This window comes from Natribaculum luteum (genome assembly GCF_023008545.1).
Classification (GTDB): Archaea; Halobacteriota; Halobacteria; order Halobacteriales; family Natrialbaceae; genus Natribaculum; species Natribaculum luteum.
This window is the reverse complement of sequence record NZ_CP095398.1, coordinates 21,251-40,750: the sequence shown is the minus strand read 5'-3', so window position 1 is coordinate 40,750 and position 19,500 is coordinate 21,251. Positions and strand designations below refer to the sequence as shown.

General features: G+C 57.2%; 13 protein-coding genes and 5 pseudogenes. 10 read left to right on the top strand and 8 right to left on the bottom strand.

Annotation, left to right across the window (positions count from 1 at the left end):
- Positions 1-16 precede the first annotated feature (16 nt).
- Positions 17-958 (bottom strand): PhoU family transcriptional regulator, encoded by a 942-nt coding sequence (locus tag MU558_RS19050; RefSeq protein ID WP_246975831.1) that lies wholly within the window; start codon positions 956-958, stop codon positions 17-19.
- 194 nt (positions 959-1,152) lie between these two features.
- Between MU558_RS19050 and MU558_RS19045 the strand changes: the two genes are divergently transcribed.
- Positions 1,153-2,169, top strand: a complete 1,017-nt coding sequence (locus tag MU558_RS19045) for a phosphate uptake regulator PhoU (RefSeq protein ID WP_246975828.1) — start codon at positions 1,153-1,155, stop codon at positions 2,167-2,169.
- 36 nt (positions 2,170-2,205) lie between these two features.
- On the opposite strand, the gene MU558_RS19040 is transcribed toward MU558_RS19045, so the two are convergent.
- On the bottom strand, positions 2,206-3,396 hold the full coding sequence (locus tag MU558_RS19040) for an MFS transporter (RefSeq protein ID WP_246975826.1): 1,191 nt from the start codon (positions 3,394-3,396) through the stop codon (positions 2,206-2,208).
- Positions 3,397-3,701: 305 nt separating this feature from the next.
- On the opposite strand from MU558_RS19040, the gene MU558_RS19035 reads away from it, so the two are divergent.
- The 4 genes and pseudogenes from MU558_RS19035 (at position 3,702) to MU558_RS23560 (ending at position 5,571) form a co-directional block, all read left to right on the top strand.
- Positions 3,702-4,073, top strand: a complete 372-nt coding sequence (locus MU558_RS19035) for a MarR family transcriptional regulator (RefSeq protein ID WP_008015529.1) — start codon at positions 3,702-3,704, stop codon at positions 4,071-4,073.
- Positions 4,070-4,420, top strand: a pseudogene (locus MU558_RS19030) (type II toxin-antitoxin system PemK/MazF family toxin). Before MU558_RS19035 ends, MU558_RS19030 begins: the two are co-directional and overlap by 4 nt.
- 418 nt (positions 4,421-4,838) lie before the next feature.
- Positions 4,839-5,165 carry a DUF8065 family protein gene (locus tag MU558_RS19025; RefSeq protein WP_246975823.1) on the top strand — a complete coding sequence of 109 codons (327 nt, stop codon included), beginning with the start codon at positions 4,839-4,841 and terminating at the stop codon, positions 5,163-5,165.
- Entirely contained in the window at positions 5,155-5,571 is a 417-nt protein-coding gene (locus MU558_RS23560) for a hypothetical protein (RefSeq protein WP_486642008.1), read from the top strand. The genes MU558_RS19025 and MU558_RS23560 overlap by 11 nt, the downstream gene beginning before the upstream one ends.
- Before the next feature lie 147 nt (positions 5,572-5,718).
- On the opposite strand, the gene MU558_RS19020 is transcribed toward MU558_RS23560, so the two are convergent.
- Positions 5,719-6,990 carry a tyrosine-type recombinase/integrase gene (locus tag MU558_RS19020; RefSeq protein WP_246975820.1) on the bottom strand — a complete coding sequence of 424 codons (1,272 nt, stop codon included), beginning with the start codon at positions 6,988-6,990 and terminating at the stop codon, positions 5,719-5,721.
- A gap of 439 nt (positions 6,991-7,429) precedes the next feature.
- Positions 7,430-9,106 (bottom strand): annotated as a pseudogene (locus tag MU558_RS19015) (transposase).
- 252 nt (positions 9,107-9,358) lie between these two features.
- On the opposite strand from MU558_RS19015, the gene MU558_RS19010 reads away from it, so the two are divergent.
- The 3 genes and pseudogenes from MU558_RS19010 (at position 9,359) to MU558_RS19000 (ending at position 12,252) form a co-directional block, all read left to right on the top strand.
- Positions 9,359-10,171, top strand: a complete 813-nt coding sequence (locus tag MU558_RS19010) for a right-handed parallel beta-helix repeat-containing protein (protein WP_246975817.1) — start codon at positions 9,359-9,361, stop codon at positions 10,169-10,171.
- Positions 10,172-10,223: 52 nt separating this feature from the next.
- Positions 10,224-11,527 (top strand): annotated as a pseudogene (locus MU558_RS19005) (IS4 family transposase).
- A 56-nt stretch (positions 11,528-11,583) separates the two neighbouring features.
- Positions 11,584-12,252 (top strand): hypothetical protein, encoded by a 669-nt coding sequence (locus MU558_RS19000; RefSeq protein ID WP_246975814.1) that lies wholly within the window; start codon positions 11,584-11,586, stop codon positions 12,250-12,252.
- Positions 12,253-12,487: 235 nt separating this feature from the next.
- On the opposite strand, the gene MU558_RS18995 is transcribed toward MU558_RS19000, so the two are convergent.
- On the bottom strand, positions 12,488-14,083 hold the full coding sequence (locus MU558_RS18995) for a glycoside hydrolase family 71/99 protein (RefSeq protein ID WP_246975812.1): 1,596 nt from the start codon (positions 14,081-14,083) through the stop codon (positions 12,488-12,490).
- Positions 14,084-14,513: 430 nt separating this feature from the next.
- On the opposite strand from MU558_RS18995, the gene MU558_RS18990 reads away from it, so the two are divergent.
- Both MU558_RS18990 and MU558_RS18985 read left to right on the top strand, forming a co-directional pair.
- Entirely contained in the window at positions 14,514-15,716 is a 1,203-nt protein-coding gene (locus MU558_RS18990) for a Fic family protein (RefSeq protein ID WP_246975809.1), read from the top strand.
- A gap of 370 nt (positions 15,717-16,086) precedes the next feature.
- Positions 16,087-16,449, top strand: a pseudogene (locus MU558_RS18985) (transposase); the annotation flags it as partial.
- Between the two features lie 100 nt (positions 16,450-16,549).
- On the opposite strand, the pseudogene MU558_RS18980 reads toward MU558_RS18985, so the two are convergent.
- The 3 genes and pseudogenes from MU558_RS18980 to MU558_RS18970 form a co-directional block, all read right to left on the bottom strand.
- Positions 16,550-16,804, bottom strand: a pseudogene (locus tag MU558_RS18980) (MFS transporter); the annotation flags it as partial.
- 529 nt (positions 16,805-17,333) lie between these two features.
- Positions 17,334-18,506: an ISH3 family transposase gene (locus MU558_RS18975; RefSeq protein ID WP_246972190.1), complete on the bottom strand. Its 1,173-nt coding sequence runs from the start codon at positions 18,504-18,506 to the stop codon at positions 17,334-17,336.
- Positions 18,507-18,687: 181 nt separating this feature from the next.
- Entirely contained in the window at positions 18,688-19,383 is a 696-nt protein-coding gene (locus MU558_RS18970; RefSeq protein ID WP_246975807.1) for a helix-turn-helix domain-containing protein, read from the bottom strand.
- Positions 19,384-19,500 lie beyond the last annotated feature (117 nt).

The following is a 19,500-nucleotide window of genomic DNA, read 5'->3' as shown; positions in this document are numbered from 1 at the left end:
TAGTTTTGTGGGGCACTCAGATCAGCACGTGATCGGGCTGGACGCCGGAGTGGAGGTGAACCGCGATCTCGGCGGCGTGGACCCAGTAGTAGATGGCGCGCTCGAGCGCCCGCGTCACCGTCACCAGGTAGCCGTACATCTCCTGGTCGTACGCCGTGACCAGTTCGAACAGTTCGTCTAAGTCGCGGTGGACGGTCTCCTCCTGGACGATGAGGTCGTCGTGAGCCGCGAGGTCGCACTCGAAGAGGATGGATCTGAGGTGGCCGTTGATCGTCTCGCCCGCCTCGAAGATGTCACAGACGCGCTCCTCAACGACGCCGGAGGTCGCCACCGCCTGGCTGTCGACGACGTCGGCGACGAAGCAGGCGCGGTCGCCGACGATCTCGAGGTTCGTCGCGATCGTCGCGAGATCGGCGGCGACACGGTTGCCCGGCCAGTCCGTCGTCAGCGTGTACGACTTGAGCTCCGAGAGGACCGCCGAGTAGCGTTCGTTTGCCAGCGACTCGAGCGCGCCCGCCGGCCGGTCGGGTTCCTCGCCGACGAACGACTGGCGGGCAGCCGCGTACTGGGTCGCCGTCACGTCGTCGAGTCGTGCCAGCAGGTCCAGTACGGTCTGGGCTCGATCGCCGGGGTCCGTCGTCGAGTCAGTCGCACGTTCGCTTCGCTCCCCGTCGGCGGTCGCACCGCCGACGCGACGGCCAGCGTGGAGCGGCGAGACGGCGTCTGCGTTGGCGTACACTGCGGCGTCGTCGACGACGTACGCCTTCCGGACGACGTCGTCCCGTTTCAGTTCCTGGAGCAGTTCGGAGAGGTACTGTTCGGAGATGCCGACTTCCGCTGCCAGTCGCGCTTTCGTCTCCGGCGCGGTGCGGTCGATAGCTTCGACGACCTGCGCGAGCGTCGCGTCGCGACCCTGTCGGATCGCATCTCGCGGTCGGTGCCACATTTCCCGGGACATACCGGTGGGACTCGACCGACGAGGATAGCCCTGTGCAACAGACTGTCCAGACGACTATATAGCATCCGGACGTCCGGTGCGTCCTCGAGTCGCCATCCGACACACGTGGCGACAGTACCGATATGTAGCTGCCTATAGTGGATGTTTCCTCTCATATAAGACGTAATGAAGGAGTCGACCAGTCGTCTCGATATATGGAGACACGCAAGGTTCAGCTCTCCGGTGGCACGACGTACACCGTCTCGCTCCCGAAGTCCTGGGCGCGAGAACACGGTATCAAAGCCGGATCGGTCCTCTCCTTACACCCGAACGGGGACGCCTCGCTGCTCGTCGAGGCGGCGGCAGGCTGTGACACCGCCGACCGCACGACGTCGATCGACGTCGCGACCGATAGCGACGACGCGATCCGCCAGCGCATTCACGCCGTCCACGCGGTCGGCTTCGACTCGGTGACACTCGTCGACACGACGGGACATCCGGAGGGACGCCGCAAACTGATCGAGCGAACGCTGTCGGAACTCTCGGGGTTCGAACTCCTCGAGGCGACCGACACGCGCATCCGGCTGACGAACCTCATCGACGCCGAGAACGTGGACGTCAGAAAGAGCACCCTCCGGCTCCGGCTGGTGATGCTCGCGATGCACCGGGACGCGGTGACGGCCGTCATCGAGGGTGACGAAGAACTGGCCCGGCGGGTCATCGAACGCGACGGCGAGGCCGACAAACTGTTCGCAATGATCACGCGTCACTTCCGACGCTCGCTAACCGACCTCCGCGAAGTCGAGAAACTCGAGTGGGGCCGGGACGATCTCTTCGAGTACTACTACGCCGCTCGGCAGTTCGAGCGCATCGCCGACCACGCCGAGAAGATCGCCGAATTTACGCTCGAACCGGACGCGTCGATCCGCGACGCGTACGCCGACAGGATCTCGGCACTCGGAACTTCCTCTCGGCAGGTCGTCGACGACGCCGCCGACGCGATCCTCACCGACGCCGGCATCGAGGCCGCAAACGAGGCACTCGCCGGACGCGACCAGCTGATGAACCGCCTCGAGGACCTCGACCGTGACCTCTACGACCACGACGTGCCGGGCGAGGCCTACGTGCTCGGTCTCTTGCTCGACAGTCTACGCCGGACGGCCGAGTACGGCGCGAACGTGGCCGAGATCGCCCTCCAGCAGATCACCCGGCGGAACGTCGTCGACCGATAGCTCGCCCGATTCATCCCGTCGTCGGCCAGCCGCCCCTCACGCCCCTCCGGGTCGGCTCTCCGTCGCGTCGTTCCGAAGCGCGAGCGTCGCGACCACCCCGAGTGCCGCCGCGACGCCGAGCGTCTGAAACGCCAGTCCGTATCCGCCGGCATCGAGTGCCGCGCCGAAGACGACCGGTGCGAGGACGCCCGGGATCGTTCCGACGAGCGACTGGACCGCGAGGGCAGTGCCGACGCGGTCGGCGGCGACGACCTCGGTGATCGTCGTCGAGGTAGGCGCGCTGTCGAGCGAGATGACGACGCCGTACCCGAGGACGAGGCCGACGAGCGGCCAGAACGGCAGTCGAGCGAACGCGCCGAGCGTGAGGCTCACGAGCGCGCTCGCACCGAGACCGACCGCGATGACTCGAGGTCGACCGACGCGGTCCGAGATCCAGCCGCCGGCGAGGTTGCCGACGCCGCTCATCGCCGTCACTGCACCCGCGACCGCGCCGGCGATGGTCGCCGGCTGGCCCGTCGCAGCGATCGCGGTCGTCGAAACGAGAAAGGCCGGCAGCCAGTTGCGAACCCCGAACAACTCCCAGTTGTGTGCCGAGTAGACCCCGACGGTCAGCAGGTACGCCCGGTTGCGAAGCACCGAGAAGTCGATCGACGCCGTCGAGCGATCGGGCACGTCGGGATCGCTCCCGACACCGAGAAGGAGGGGGCCGGCACCGAGTGCGAGCAGGCCGGTCGCCGCCAGTGCCGCCCGCCATCCGAACCGGGCGGCCACCGACGACGCGAGAACGAACGAGAAACCGCTGCTGACCGAGAACGTCCCGACGTAGACGCCCATGGCACGGCCCCGATCGACGGGATACCAGTCGCTGACGAATCGCATTCCCGGCACGTAGACGGCCGCCATCCCGAGGCCGGCGACGAACCGCAGGACCGTCCCGGTGAGGAATCCTCGAGCGAGGAGCGCGAACGCGAGGGTCGCAACCGCCGAGACGGTCGCACCGACCGCGATGACGTGGCGCGTCGATCGACGATCCGCGAGCAATCCCACAGGAACCACGAGCAGGAGGTAGCCAGCCTGGAACGCGCTGTAGACGACGCCCGCCTGGACGCTCGAGAGGTCCCAGTCGTCGACGACCAGCGGGAGCACCGCGGAGTAATTGAACCACAGCAGCGACGAGAGCGCCAGCATCCCACAGATCGCCCCGAGATTCCGCGTTCGACCCTTCATCACGCACACCCTCGACTCGTTTCGACTCGCCTGTCGCTCATCGTGTCACCGTTCTCGACGCCGACCATATACGTTCAGTCCGAACAGTCCGGACCCGTCGTCACGATCGCTCGAGCGCACGACGTCGACAGCGTCGGACGAGTTCACTAGCCCTCGGCCATGCCAGTATATATAACACCTCAGCTAGCCGTCTCAATGCATACGGTTCTCGAACCGCTTCGTGGTCAATAGTGATTTCTCCTTCGGAGTTTTCGTAGCTTTCACACCTAACACTCTTTACAGCGGATGACGTACCCCATTCAACGATGTCCATCGACCGAGACACCTTCGAGAACACGAGCGAAGACGAGCTCGAAGAACTCTCCGTGCCTGATCAAGTCCTCGGATTTCTCGCCGCCAACCAGGATCGAGCGTTCAAGGCCCGCGAAATCGCCTCCCAGATCGGCGTCGACGAGGGCGCAGTCAGCACCGCGCTCTCACGGTTGAAGGACCGTGGTCTGGTCGAACACAAGGCGACGTACTGGGCGGTGACTGACGACGCTGAGCGCCTCGACGGATACAGCGGGTACGAACGAGCAACGGCTCTGTTCAACGACCAACTCGGTACAGAGGACAAGGAAGCGTGGCGCGAGCACGCACCGCAGGAACCCCACCCGAGCGTCGAGGACGAACAGTGACCGACGAAGAGACACCGATTTTCGAGCGGGGCGACGTCGTCTACGGTGATGATCCCTTCAAAGGCGAGGAAGACGCTCGGCCCTGGCTGATCCTCTCGAACCACGAAGGCCGTCCGTTCCACGGCGACCAGTATATCGCGCTAACGTTGACGTCAAAATCTTGGATGGACGGCCTCATCGACATCCCTGAAGAGCGTTGGCTTCGTGGTGGGATGCCGGATGAGAGTCGGATCGTCCCGTGGGGCGTCCAATCGATAGATCACGAGGACATCGACTTCTGACAGGGCCGCCTTGACAGTGATCTTGTTGACGAGGCGGTGACTGCGCTCGTCGAAGAGCTACAATAGCTTCTCCGATGGTTTGTTCGAGTCGCGATTTGGTGAAACAGCTGTAGATAAGTCTACTTATGGACCAGAATTGAACGGGGCCTCGCCTTCTCGATAATAGACGAACTAATACGCAATAGGCCAACAGATAACGAGCGCCGCGATACTCAACGGGGTCGTTGAGGACGATCGTAACGGCTGTCAACGGTATGGTGGTTTGTAGAATTTGAGATCCCGAAGTTGTGCACCAGAGGCGACGGACGGGTTCACTAGCTTTCGCTCATTTCATTAGATCATATTGGTTCTGCACGTCATCTACCTCAAACCGAACCCTTTGCGAGTGAGAGGCCTGTATGGTAGTGCTACGTTCCCGACCGTTTGTAATGACAAGTAAATACACGTCATAACATATATTACTCTCCACGCCGAACGTCACCGTATGAGTGGGTCAAGCTATGATAAGACGATTCAGTTCCGTGCCGGAGCTGAAAAAGAGGCCGCGGAGCTCCTCGATGAGATTCACATCGGTGGCGTCAACGTGAGCGAACTCGCCCGTGTCGGCTTGGTCGAAATGCTCCGACAGTCATTAGATGAACAAGACAAGATTGCGGTGTACGAACGATACAGTCGTGGTGAGATCGGCGAGGACGTGGCCCGTGTCCTTCTCGGTGAGAAACTCGATAGGATGGAAGAAGAGAAAGAGTCGTTCGAGGCGGCTATGGAACGAGACACGTCTGAATTCTTGACGGGCAGCGATGGCGAGTGAGGCTCGCTATCCGATACTGGCTGATACGAGTTCCTTGATCGCGGTTGCAAACACCACTCAGTGGAAACGACTGAAAGACGCGATCCACCTTACAACGACAAACGTCTGCAAGCACGAACTTCAAAACCACGTCAACTCGAACAAATACCCGCCTGAGGGCAGCCGTGAGCACTATTTGAAACGAGGGAGCCAACGCGTTCTTGAACATCTAGACGAGGATTCATCGCCGTGGTCGTGCGTCACTGTCGTTCCCCGCCCGCATGGACAAGATGCAGGCGAGCAATCGCTCAAGCAGGAACTTTCTGAACACGGTTCGTCGTATCAGATCGTATCGATTCTTGACTCTGCTGCGAGACGGTCAATTCGGCGTCTCATCGATGGCAACGGGTACGACACTGTCTTGTGAAACTGCCCAACGTCAGGGTGACGAAATTGATATAGCATATAATAGTTTATTGATGGCTGTATGGAGCTGCTGTCTCGAGGTAGCGAAAGCTACTACGAAGGCTGCTATCCACGAGCGATTCGGAGTGACGCGACACGTCGATCGATTTCAGATCGAGTAGCGATCGCTCTCCGACGGGCCCGAACTGGTGGACGTAACGACCCTGTCGTCGACTTCGCCGAGCGCTTCCGTCGCGAGGTCGCCGAGCTCGCCTGCCTCGATGTGTGAGTACCGTTCGCGGACCATCTCCTCGCTGTTGTCGAGATACCGCGCCGCGACCGTGTAGCCGAACGCACGGACGAGTACTTCGCCCATTCCGCGGCGGCCACCGTGAGGAGCGAGATAGTCGTGTTTGGGATGGTCGACGTCGATGCCCGCGTCGGCTGTCAACCGCTGTAACACGCGCCGGGATCCGTCCGTCGTCAACGACGGCGGTCGAACGCCCTCGTCGACCGCCAGCAGGAGATCACGGGGATACTCCTCGCGGCGCTCGTCGATCTCGGTCGGTTTCAGCCCGTGATCCTCGAGTGCGTTCCGAACGAGTTCGGCGAGCGTTCGCTGGTCGAACGTCGGGAAAACCGGCCACCGATCGGACGGCGGGTCGAGCAGGCGTCTGTACGACCGCAGTGGCGTGATCACCGGATCGGGCAGGCTCGCCGAATCCCACTGCTGTTTCTTCCGGTAGACGTCCATACTGCCCTCCTCGAGGTCGAGTTCGTCCCACCTGACTCCTCGTCGTCGAGGATCGTTCGGATCGCGAAGCAGTTCGCCGATCCGGACGGCGGTGAAGGCGATCACGAAGACGAGTGCGCGATCTCGAGCTGCCCGAATGGCGTCGTATCGCGCTCGTTTTCGGTCCAGTGGGTCCGTCTCGGCCGGTAGCGTCGTGTACGCCTCGATGGCCTCTCTGGCCTGTTCGTCGACGTATCTCGTGAACGCGAGGCGTTGCTCGGAGTCCCAGGCTTGCTGATCTCCCGGTTTTCGGCCGTCGTCGTCCGGAAGCGGCTCGGTCGCGCTCGCCCGTTTCGCGTAGTGGACGGGGAGATAGCCCTCGTCGACGCACCAGCCACACCACGCAGAGACGTAGGCGTAGTACGTCTTCACGGTGTTCTGTTTCAGTCCACGATCACTGGCGAGGTGGCGTGCGTAGTCGCGGAAGACGCCGGTCTCGAGGTCGCGAAACTCCGGTTTCCGGCCGTCGGGAGCGATCCCGTCGTTGTACTCACCGCGTTCCCCTCGCGTCCACTCCCGGAAACGCTCGAGTTCGCGTTCGGCGTTCCGACGGTAGTTTCCGCCGTCGCCGCCCCGACCTTTCCCTTTGTCCTGGAGATAGCGCTCGAACGACTCCTCGAGGCTGCTCCGTGCCGACCGCTCAGACATACTCGCCTCCGAAGAGCACAGCCTGTAAGACTCGAGCCTCCGACCGGGGTGAAACGGCGATTTCAGGTGATTTCATCGTTCGTGTGTCGGGGAGGGCGTCGACCAACATAAAAGTGATCGTGATTATCAGAGTAATCACGACCATCACTCAAGACCGACATATTGCCCGAATTCGGCGTCTACGGATGCTGTTGCGGGGTATCCCAGAAGTGTATATCACATACTGCTATATCAAATCGACCGTTGGGGAAGTTGAGACTACAGTGGGTATAGCGGGCCTGTGATGCACAGTTTTGGCCGAATCGGAGAGCGGAATCTGACTCAGATTGCTCTCCAAACGGCCAATATTGTTGAAATCTCAACTATATACGCGAATTTTGGCCACTTTCGACAGCGTAGCCACTCAGAGTCGGGCTACCACGGGGTGAGTACCGCTATACTATCCGATTCCCGTTTCCTTCTTCACCAGCGTCAGCGTATTATCGGCTGTCAAAATGGGCGAGCGTTCGTATTCACCGGTTAATTCGACCTGCACAAGCAGGTCCACAGCCCGCCAGATCGAGTACAGAAGACACGCAAACGCGAAGTAGAAGAACCGCAGGCCGAAGTTCTTCGAGGTTGTCGCGGCCATGAACCGCTTGATCGACTTGTACCCGCTCTCAATTTCCTATCGGTACTCGTACTCTGTGAGCAGGCCGCTGCCTCGGTTCGTCATGAAGACCGAGTACTGCCGATGATCGGTGTGTTCGGAGTTCTCTTTGCGTCGGTAGATCAGTATCGTCGAATGCCACTCGTTATCGCCGAGATGTAACTTCCGATCGGTCTCGTAGCGGTCCTTTCCCTTCTTGAGGAGCCGTTTCGCCTGCGCTTTCTCACTGGTCTGCATCCGCTTCGGGACGACGTAGGAGAGGCCGCGTTGGCTGATCATCTCCAGGATATGCTGGCTGTCGAACTCGCGGTCCATCAGCACATTATCGACATGAACAGCCGCCTCTGCCGAGTCCAAGAGGTCCTTGACGATCTCCTTCCGCGTGTCGCCTTTCCAAACTGGGCGCGCATCGAGGACTATCGGAACAGCATTCCCGACCAGCTGGACCGTCGCCCACTGGTAGGCATACTCGTCGGTTTTCTCCTTCGTCCCGATAATCTCGTCTTTGTGGTCCGTCCTATCGCCGGTGAACGGGTCGGACTCGGTAATGTCGATGGCGACGATGCCGGCCCGGAAGAACTCCTCTGTGTCTGCTACCCGGTCCAGCAGTCGACTCACCGCCTGGCGATACATCTTCCGTATCTGTTCGATTGAGAGGTCGCGTACATGCTCGCGATGGGCGTGGCCAAGTGGTGTACGGTCTCGGTTCGACTCGTGAATAAAGCTCCGAGCGCCTTCGTTGACAGCCAAGTTCTCGCGAAGTCCGAGATGGGTCTGGAGGCCCCAGTAGGCGTTCTCGTGGATTTCACAGCCCTCGCCACGGTCCAGTGAGAACGCTGGGAACGCAACATCACCGATCTGCTCAGTGACTGTCTCGGCCTGTTTCAATACGGTCTGGTCATCGGGGTCCGATTCCCGACCCTCGTCACAGTGTCTGCGACTCTGTCGGTTCGGCTCGCGTGGGACCGTGACGCCCGCGTTCTGTGCTTTGATGAGGATGGTTCGCGCTGCGGTCTCAACAGTATCTTGGAGAGTAGCTGTGAATCGGTGGTGCCAGCTGCGCCACAGCGTGGACTGATCGGGGACCGACTCCAAGCCAAGTTGATCACAGAGATCGGGGTGCTGAGTGAGGTATTCGACGAGGGCAGTTTCGTGGTCCCATCCGTGGCATTCTTTCAGCAGGAACAGGCGAAATAGTGTCTCCATCTCGTAGCTCGTCGAGCCTGCGTATCGGTCATGGGCATCGAACTGAACGTATGCGAGCGGCACTGCGTGGATGAATGGATCAACGCCATCGTGATCGTCAAGCTGGAACCATATTTTCGCAACGAGACGAACATCCGACTCTAATCCGGGGAGTGACGTGCGATCGAACAGTGGACTCGACTTGTACGTGGGCCAGTCGATGTAGGATAGCTGGGCGATCTGTCGGAAGACGGTACGGCGAGACTCACGGGTTGGAGCCACGACGAGAGGTTGACCACGACACGCTCAAGTATTCGTCTAACTGCTCGATATAGAGGAACTATCCAGTATTCTGGCCAATGTCAACCTAATCTATGACTATGGGCGATAATCCATCTATCGAATCGAGAGTATGGAAACAATCCCACCCGCTATTCCTGATTTAATTGTCTGGGACAGGGCGATGAGGAGCCCCTGTAGTAGTATCTAGTACTTCATCATTAAATTGATTAACCATCTGAAATAAGAGGCCGTGTGGACAGACGTCACTTCCTCTCAATAGGGATGGGGTCCCTGTTAGCCGGGATAGCGGGCTGTACCCGAGAAAACAACGAGACCGATCAACAGGCTACCCGGTCGATAAACCAGCCATCAAAGACAGAGCACTCAACGACGGCCACCGAGACGGAGCCATCCACGACAGACGATACGACGACAACCGAGCGAGATGTCTCGACTGTCCGGGTTCAACATGGCGATGGGGTCGTTCAACTTGTGTCTGCCGAGTTCGAGACACTCCTCACCGAAGACACGAACGCCCGGCGGGCAATTCAAACTGCGATTCAGACGGTGGCACCAGGCGGAACAGTCGATGTCACGAAAGGTACGTACCCCATCGAAGACAGGCCTGTTCGAGTGACTGAAGGAGTGACGCTCGCTGGTGCAGGGCCAGGAGAAACCGTGTTTACACTCCCGGGAGGTCTCCATGAGGAAGCCCATTCTGTCGTCGCGGTTCGGAGTGGAGATGACGATGTAACAGTTCGTGACCTCGAAATTCACGGGAATGAAGCGAATAATCGAGATATCAAACCATTCCCAGACGCCCCCCACAGTCACGGTCTTCTGATTCATGAGTCTAGCGAGGGGGTGAAACCGAAGCGGACGACCGTTGAGAACGTACACGTTCACGATACGATACGATCAAATATCGTTCTGGGTGGGGTCAAGTGCCAGATCAACTCCGCTACACTCGCCAACGCAGCGGTTGATCACTGGCTCTACTTCGCTCGGGCTGAGGAGTGTACAGCGCAGAACCATCCGTCTTTAGCTAAGCCAAGAACCGCATGACAGCGGCGGCTTATCGGAGTTGCTTTTCGGAAGGAATGAGGAGGTGACAGCTGTGCACACCGAAACCTCCTCACGTCACATTGAACGCCGTCTCACTAACCTCCTTCCCTCTGAAGCGCTCGAAGACCACGCCGATGCCGTCGGCGTGGTCGAGCGCGAGGGGAAGCTTCAGCTCCCGCCACTTGTCTGGTCGTTTGCGTTCGGCTTCGCCGCAGGCGAAAGCCGAACGCTTGCGGCCTTCAGACGTACCTACAACTCTACCGCTGACGAGTCACTTTCTCCGGGCGGCTTCTACCAGCGGTTGACTCCGACGCTCGCAGAGTACCTCCGCGACCTCGTCGAATACGGGTTCGACGAGGTCGCTGTCCCTCACACCGTCTCTGATGAGTTCGACCGGTTTCGAGACGTGATGATCGCTGATGGAACCGTCCTGCGGTTGCACGAGTTGCTCTCTGAAGCGTACAAAGCACGTCACGAGGAGCAGGCTGGAGCGAAGCTCCACCTGCTCCACAACGTCACTGACCAGACAGTCGAACATTTCAACGTCACAGACGAGAAAACCACGACAGCACGTTGTTTAACACAGGATCGTGGCTGGAAGGACGGCTAGCGATCTTCGACCTCGCCTATTTCAAGTACCGGCGGTTCGCGTTGATCGACGAGAACGACGGCTACTTCGTGAGCCGACTGAAAAAGAGCGCGAACCCGGTTGTAACGGAGGAATTACGGGAATGGCGCGGCCGCGCCATTCCCTTAGAAGGCGAGAAGATCTTCGACATCGTGGATGATCTCTCCCGGAAGTACATCGACGTGGAAGTCGAGGTCGAGTTTGACCGACGAGAGTACGCGGGCACGCAGTCACGTGATACGAAACGGTTCCGCGTCGTCGGCGTCCGCAACGAGGACGCCGACGACTACCATCTGTACATCACGAACCTTTCTCGGGAAGAGTTTCTCCCGGCCGATCTAGCGACGATCTACCGATGTAGATGGGAAGTAGAGCTGTTGTTCCGTGAACTGAAGACGCAGTACGAACTGGACGAGTTCGACACGACGAAGAAGCACATCGTAGAGATTCTGCTGTACGCAGCGTTGTTATCCTTGGTCGTGAGTCGTGATTTACTCGGTCTGGTCATAGAGCACGCTGATGATGGGATCGTGTTTCCGCCGGAACGCTGGGCGGCGACCTTTCGGTCGCACGCCCAGCTCATCCTCCGCGAACTGAGAGAGTATCTCGCCTACTCACCGCCGCCACTGCTACAACGACTGATCGAAGACGCTCAGAAGATCCACAGGCAACGACCAATCCTGCAAGAACAGCTCGCTACTACCATCCAACCGGCTGCTGAGGCTTAGCTAAAGACCAATGAGCGCAGAACATTCGGGCAAGCGGGTTCGCCCGGGAAGGAATCGTGTTCTCGACGCCGAACCATACAGCAGTCGAGAACACGGTTTCGGGGTTGGTGATTGAAGACACCAAACGGACGCCGTTCGATGAGGCAGCTGGGCGCGAGAATCTCGAAGCAATTGCGCCACTGTCACCAATCGTCTTCCGGCCGGACGGAGAAGGCCGTGGTAACACGATTAGAAACGTCGAAATCCGTCCGCCGAAAGACGATCTGAGCCATCGGGTTCGTGTCCTACAACCTGAAACGACTATTGAAGGGCTCACGATAACTAGTCCCGTGGGCTACACGCCGAACGTAATTGAGATCGGGAATCCGGCGACAGATGTCTCCGTAGAGAAAACGACGATTTCAGACATCACGCTGGATGTTGAGACTGCAGAAACCCAGTTCCCTGGCCATGCCCTTTTCGACATCTACGGGTCAGATGTCGATATCGAGGAGGTTTCTGTTCCCAAAGAGGTAGAGGAATTCTTCGGATTCAGGATAAAGGCTATCAATCGCCCGATTTCGAACTGCAGGATTCGCAATGTCGAGATGCGTTCCGGCCGCGAAGCACTGTTCATTAACGGGCGCGAACAACCAGTCACCGGGCTCGTCGTTGAGGAGTTTAGAGATGTGTTAGGTTCAGGGATCGTCACCAAAGGGGACGTAGAGTTTGTCTCGGAGCCCTGAGAGTTCGAACTGTTTTGGGCTACTGCTAATCACAAATCCAACCACACCCAGCCCGGATAATGTGATAAGTAATAAAGACGGTCTTGTTACTCCTCTTTCATCTATGCTATTGATACTGTAATAGGGCTCTTGCAACAATCAGTTATGGCGGGAAATATTAGACAAGCATTCTAACTAACGGCTGTTTCAGCGAGAAGGCATCAAACCAATAGAGTTTCTACAGAGCCTATCGCCCTTAACTAGTCGAATAAACGCCATCCCCTCTTCCAAACTCTACGGTGCCGATCTCCTCATCTTCGACACTAATTACCGCTTGAATATTATTAGCAGGTGCTCTGCCAGCGAATCGTATTTGATCAATATCTCCCTGGTTCACAAATAGCTCTGTTTTCGAGTTTGCCCCCCCAAACCATCGAAAAGTGGAGTTCGAATCGGATTCCGGCCCATAGCTCCCGGAAAGACAAATAAAGGATTCATCGACAGAACCGACGTCTAGATCAACAGTTCCCGTTCTTGTCCCCAATATAATAGAACGGCACATGAACGCAAGTTTGCGATCGTCAGCAGAATCTGGTGTGATTGTCTTGTTGAAATCAATCCTGACACGAGTGAATTTGTCTGTGCTTAGAGGTGTATCCGACTGAGAGGTGAGCTCTTCGCCGATGATTTCCAAAAATGTCGTACCCTCCGATACCGTCGGTTCGACTACTGAATACTCTGGCCACTCATTGAATGACGTCACTACTGTCGCATTTCTATCCCCCAGCCCACTGAGGGAGCGACATTCATTTCGGAATGCTTCCGGACTGCGGTCAAGGAAGGTCGAAAACGCACCGGAACCGATCTCAGATGTCCGTGCTGACGTATTGTAACCCGGTGTAACTGTGGGGATAAAGTCGAGGTCGTACACATCAGCTGCAACCCGCCATCGTCGATGGCGATTAACAATCAAGTCCCGATAATTACGCATATACTCATCATCTGGATAGATGCCGTGGTAATCGAGAATTGCATCATAGATCTCGTGCTTATCTCCCATGGCTGCCGGCTGTGAGTAATATTTCGGGCCGCCAATAACGTATGGGTCAACCTGTTGCTTTTCAAATGATTCTTTAAATTTATTTACTACACCACCGACGTACGCTTCAGAATCCCAAAAGTAGAGAGTCGGACGACCATCAAGGTGAAGATAATTCGAATCAGAGACGAACTCGTCTTTCCAGAACTTCACAAATTCTTGTAGGTTCTCTTGGAGACTGGGGTCGTCAAGATCATATTGACCCTTTTCGTTTTGCTGAGAGGGAACAAACCCGGTGAGTATGGTAAATGCCATATGATCAGCCAAATCGGCCTCAAAAATCACATCAGTAATCGCTTCGTGTGTTGCTGTATTTCGTCCCCCAACAGTGATTATCCACCAATTGATGCCATGTTCCAGGCTCCAGCGCATATGCTGATTTACCACGTCAGGATTTCGTGAATCATATGCTCCCAGTTCGGGCACTCCAGGCGTTTGCGAAAGCCATCCATTTGATTGGTCACCGCCGAACCCTTGGCCAGCAAATCCATCCTCACCGCGGTACCACGCATAGTAGTGCGCGCCCACTAGGTTTTCGTGATCTAGGATGTCTAGCGAATCTGGTGTCTCTGTTGGTTGATCGGTCTCTGATGGCTCCGCTGATGTAGCGTTCTGGGTTACCGATGGCGTAGAAGATGGAGTGTCCGTTGGTTGTTCGCTTCCCGAATCATCACGGGTAGAGCACCCGGCGAGACCGGCAATGCCCAAAGTCCCAAATTGAAGAAATCGTCGGCGCGGAATTGACTCTTTCACGGCATAAGGAATTTATTGAATAATTATAAATCTGAGGGGAATCGGCAGTAATGGAGTCCGGCTGTCTCAGTGCATGCGCGTCAAGCCTTCTCGGCTCAGCCGAATCACGAATCATAGGCCTCCTAAACCCAGTTTAGTCTCAACTCCCACAATCTCGGAGGATGGGAGTGATACGTGCCTTCTCTTCCCGGCAGATGGGTCTAGACAGGTTACTCGGTGATGGTACCTATTCGAGGGACTCTACAGAATCCCTCAGCTAAAGAGAGGTGTGCAGATGGTCGGTAAGTACGCAGACACTCTGAGCAGGTGTTCCCCCCGCAAAACCAGCGAAAAGATATGTGCCTCCAAACCTGTCCCCAAAGATCCTGAGTAGTTGTAACAGCGCAATCAGCCAGACAGTTATTTTGATTTAGCACCAAAAATACCAATAGTGGCGGGCATATTCGTAGGGATACCACTAATGGAGCGAGATGACTTCGACGAGGCAGCACCCGGTGAGATCATTCCCACGACGACATCGAAGGGGACGTATTCGGCATTTCGACCTGACCCGCTTCCGCCCTCAATCAATACTGAACAGCTCATTACGCCGCTAGCGGAGGCAACACAGGCACTCGGTCGACTCCATGGCATTGGTCCACGTGTCGGCTCGAGAGAAATCCTTATCGAGCCGTTCATCCGAAAAGAAGCGCTGGAATCCTCCCAAATCGAGGGGACACATGCTACTCTCTCGGATATCTACGCCTATGAGGCAGGACAGGAGGCCCTCATCGGTGAAGACAGACAGCAGGGAACCCAAGAAGTCGTGAACTATCTATACGCGCTGACGCACGGATTGGATGCGATCACAGCTGGCGATCCAATCACCGTCGAATTGCTATGCGAGATGCACGACCGGTTGCTTTCGGGTGTCCGTGGGGATGAGGCTGACCCAGGAGAACTCCGTACGACTCAGAACTTTATCGGCAGTACGCCATACATCCAAGACGCCAGGTACGTGCCGCCGCCCCCGAACGAGATCCCCGACCTTCTCGAAGACTTGCTCGAGTATGCGAACCAAGAGACAAATCTGCATCCACTTCTCCGAATCGGGCTGATCCACTACCAGTTCGAGACGATTCTCCCGTTTCTCGATGGGAACGGACGACTCGGGCGGCTATTGATCAGTCTCCTTCTGCAACGAGATGGTCTCTTGCCCGAGCCGTATCTCTACCTGAGTTCCTATTTCAACGCACGACGTTCAGCGTACGTCGATCATCTCTTGGCAGTCAGTCAGCACGGTGAATGGGAAGAGTGGCTCCTGTTTTTCCTGCGTGGCGTGCAGTCGCAAGCAGACGAGGCCCACCAGCGGGCCAACCTGCTAGTCGACCTCCGAGAAGACTATCAACAGCGCTACCAGAACGAGCGGTCTATGAACATTCTGGAACTGGTGATGCGGCTTTTCGAAGATCCGTACCTCGACGTGAATACGGCGGCCGAGTGGTTGGATGTCGAATACAGTACGGCCAACCGACTGATCGGGCAGCTCGAAGATGATAGAATACTCGAAGAACTCACCGGCAAAGACCGGAATCGGTTCTACCGGGCGAGCGAAGTCTTCAAGATCATCAACAAGCCGATCGACCAACTCTGAACGACTGAGCAGAGAAGCCTTGAGGCGTATGCATTGAGATGATCGGTCTCAACTACCAGACCGTTGAGAAGTTGAGACTACAGCAGGTTTAGCGGGCCTGTGATGTGTGGTTTCGGCCGAATCAGTAATCGAGAACAGCACCAGATCAGCTCTCAACCATCCTTTCCTGTTGTACTACCAACTATATCGTCGAATTTCGAAGACGTCTGGTAGTGTAGCCACTCAGCCACCGGGCTAACTCAGACCGAGTGCCTCTCTACCCAATTCCGGTTTTCTTCTTCAGCAGCGTGAGTGTATTATCCGCCGTCACGATCGGTGAATGTTCATATTCACCCCTCAATCGACCTGCACGAGCAGATCCACTGCTCGCCAAATCGAGTACAAAGCGACCGAACACGGGATTCCCGTGGCGACCGTCGAACCAGCGTACACGTCGAAGACGTGCCACGCGTGTGGCGAGAAAGGCTATCGCCCGCGACAGGGCACGTTCAAGTGTACGAACGAGGAGTGTTGGGTGTCTGAGTATCAGGCGGATATCAACGCCGCGCTCAATATTGCGGATAGATACGACCCCGCTGGAGAGAGCCAGCCCCAAACGCACTCGGATTCGAGTGAGAAGGTGGCTGGCGATGACTCTGGCGGGGATGGGGCCTGTTTGACCGGGCCACAAGACACGCTCGCAGATACTGAGTCTAGCAACCAGAGCGAAACTGGCACTGCGGGGACGAGGTAGATGATGCGAGCGCGTATGCGTCTTGAAACCGTGAAGGCCTCCCAGCGAGAGGCCGAAATCCCATGGTGGGATTCCACGACCTTCAGGGCGTGGAGGAGGTCAATGGGAGCCGGTCAACGAGAGGTCCGGCAACGATTTGCAGCAGGAATGGGAGGAGCAACAGCGAGTTCGCAACCCCAGTGAGGAACGTCGACCCGCTGAGTTCGAAGACCGCCCACAGGATAGCGACACTGTAGAGACTATCTCCGGCGTTCGTTACGAACTGCCCAAAGAAAAACCGCAGAAAATCTCGATTTTGCCAGAGTGGCGGATACTCACCTTCGCTGGCTTTGGACGTCTCTCTGTACTCACTCATCGCTCCAACACCTCGAGTTCGGGCAAACGAGGCTACGTGGGGTTGTCCTAGTGGTGGCTGCTTACGATGTGTCCACCGAGGTCGGTCAGTGCTGTGTATCGATACGTCTCTTTTTCCGTCCTGGTCGTGACGTCTCGAGGACGTGGTGGCGAGCGACATTTACGTGGATGATCGGTGGGGCGACGTTGCAACTACGGAGTCCGTAGCGAAGCGACCCGGGTGCTGCAGCTATCCGGCCTAATTTGCGGCCGGACGCGGGAGAGGTACAAAATACGGCCGACCGACCAGTCGCCGGGTCATATGCCGCTCGTTTGGATTTTCTACGTAACTACCATAATCGGTACTTCCCGAACGTCGCTTCGTGAACTGTGCTGAGTCATGGACGAACAGAGCGAATGCCGGTGTGGTAACTGAGTGAACAGGAAATAGAATCCACGGATGAGGAGAAGTGAAGTAAGAAGGCTGAGATACGCTGTTCTAGGCGAATGCTGTTGCTCACCAGGAGCTTGCCCACGGCCGCGGGCTGGCGTCAGCCCGCGGCCGGCGCGTATGCTTCTGGCACACCTGTTCCGTTCATCTCGATCTCCCAACTCCGCTCTAGCTCTTCCTCTAATGCATGTCTGATCCAGTCAGAGAAGGTCTTGAACGTGAATTCCTCGGGCAGGTCGCGCCCGCCCCGCTGGGGGCGGGCGACGACCGCCCATCGAAGCACAAGCCAGAGGTTCTCCAACAGGAATCCAACCAGGACGAACGCGAAGCGGATGATTGGGTCTTGTGTCGTCGTTACCACTCGTGCTTGGCGAAATACACGGTAGCTCGTTTCGATCGCTGACCGTTTTCGATAGAGCCGTTCGACTTGTTTCGGCGTGCGATCGGCCAGATCGCACGCCACATAGCCTCGAACGACCTCGCCGCTTTTCCCGCGATCTCCGGCGTGATATGATACAGCGACCGCGAGCGGGAATTCCAGTTCCCGCTCGCGGCCTTTGTACATCCGATAGGTTGTCATGTACGAGCAGTGCGTATCCAGCTTCTTCCTCATGCGCTTGCCCTTCTTTTGGACGGGAACGACAGTCGCAGCAATCTCCCGTGAGCGGCGCAGAATACGTTCGTTGTAGAAGCCACGATCAGCCAACAGAAGCTCTATCTCGAAGGGATAGGCTTCGACGCGGTCGAGGACGCGCTCGACCGCGTCGGCCTCTTTCTCATCACTACGGACGTACGTCATCGCCAGCGTCACTGGCTTTCCGTTCGAGACGAGATACGCCGTGCAGTACCGGTGGCACGTCGTTGTTCCGTCTTTCGCGTGCATGCGGCAGAGTTCACCTTCTTCATCGGCGTACGTTCCGTGGTAGGGGTTATCGACGAAGTCAATGGAGACGATCCTCGACCGATCAGGGTCGAGGATCGTCATCGCCACCTCCCTGAGAAGGCGGTTAGCAACCCGCTCAAGCCACTCTCGGTTGAGCGTATGGAGCCAGTCCATGACAGTATCATCACAGGCAGCGTTGTCGTTGTCCTTGCACGTCTCCCAGATGGACGTCTGATTGACTGCTGCAAGAATGACAACAACCCAGATATCGCCGGGATCGAGGGGCGAGCCCTCGATCCCTGGCAAGGGGAGCTGGCAGATGACGTCTTCCGCTAAATCTTTCACGTCCGAATCCGAAAGAACACCGTCTGGCTGAGGGATACTGAACACATTCACTCAACCAGACATCTTCCTCATGAGACCAACGCTTTAGCTCCAGCTCTCACACCAGTCGGGAAGTACCGATAATATGCCCATCGGTCCGGTCGCCGATATCGGAAATATCTGTTAACTTCTCTGTGGTGGCTTCAAGAGATCTCAGAGTCTGCTTCCTGAGACTGTACTCCCGCTGCTACTGGGTTGACTCAGGGAGCGTCGGCCACGTCGTCGCTACTATTTCCTCGATGAGCTGTGTTTGAGCACGACGCAACCGCTCTGTTACCGACGAGGCAGTGATATCCAACTCCGTAGCGATCTCCTCGAGTGAGACTTGTCTCGGAATCTCGAAGTACCCCCGCTCGTAAGCAATCCGGAGTGCCTCGTATTGCCGGTTAGTTAGCCCTTCCCCTGGCGGTTCTGGCGTCTCGTCCCGATTGAGACGGTCCAGTTGAAAGTCAGCGTTGTGCTGCCAGAACGATGAGAATTTGCTGAGTTCCTCTCGGTCAGCGAACCAGCCTGTTTGTCGCCAGCCATCCGGTTCGACCTTAATCCGGTCGATGAACGCATCTGCTGTGGCTAGCTCTTCAAGTCCAGCAAGATCGTCGATATCGTCCCCGAGTTGCTCCTCGAAACTGAGTGCCGGTTGGATCTGATACCGGCTGGTATCACCGGCCTGCCCGATCTGAGTCCAGTCCCCTACGTCGTACGTGTCAGTGAGTGCTGTCTCGAGTGTTTGCTCGGACCCGCCATTCACCGTGATGAGGAACAATGGTCGCTTGCCGTGATTGTATTGGAGATTGAGAATCGCCCTCGCTTCGGGTACTGCAGCGACTACGTCGACGAGGGGGAGCGCATCGCAATAGATTTTGAATTCAGCGACAATTCCCATACCAACCGGTTTATATCAACGATAATGGAGATGGCGATTGAGATGATCACCGGTACCTGCTGCAAGGGCGGATTTATAAAGAGCACCACCAATTCGAGAAGGCGCTACCCAGTCCCG

Coding starts and splice junctions, on each gene's coding strand:
- MU558_RS19050 (WP_246975831.1), bottom strand. CDS start 958: ATGTCCCGGGAAATGTGGCACCGACCGCGAGATGCGATCCGACAGGGT.
- MU558_RS19045 (WP_246975828.1), top strand. CDS start 1,153: ATGGAGACACGCAAGGTTCAGCTCTCCGGTGGCACGACGTACACCGTC.
- MU558_RS19040 (WP_246975826.1), bottom strand. CDS start 3,396: ATGAAGGGTCGAACGCGGAATCTCGGGGCGATCTGTGGGATGCTGGCG.
- MU558_RS19035 (WP_008015529.1), top strand. CDS start 3,702: ATGTCCATCGACCGAGACACCTTCGAGAACACGAGCGAAGACGAGCTC.
- MU558_RS19025 (WP_246975823.1), top strand. CDS start 4,839: ATGAGTGGGTCAAGCTATGATAAGACGATTCAGTTCCGTGCCGGAGCT.
- MU558_RS23560 (WP_486642008.1), top strand. CDS start 5,155: ATGGCGAGTGAGGCTCGCTATCCGATACTGGCTGATACGAGTTCCTTG.
- MU558_RS19020 (WP_246975820.1), bottom strand. CDS start 6,990: ATGTCTGAGCGGTCGGCACGGAGCAGCCTCGAGGAGTCGTTCGAGCGC.
- MU558_RS18970 (WP_246975807.1), bottom strand. CDS start 19,383: ATGGGAATTGTCGCTGAATTCAAAATCTATTGCGATGCGCTCCCCCTC.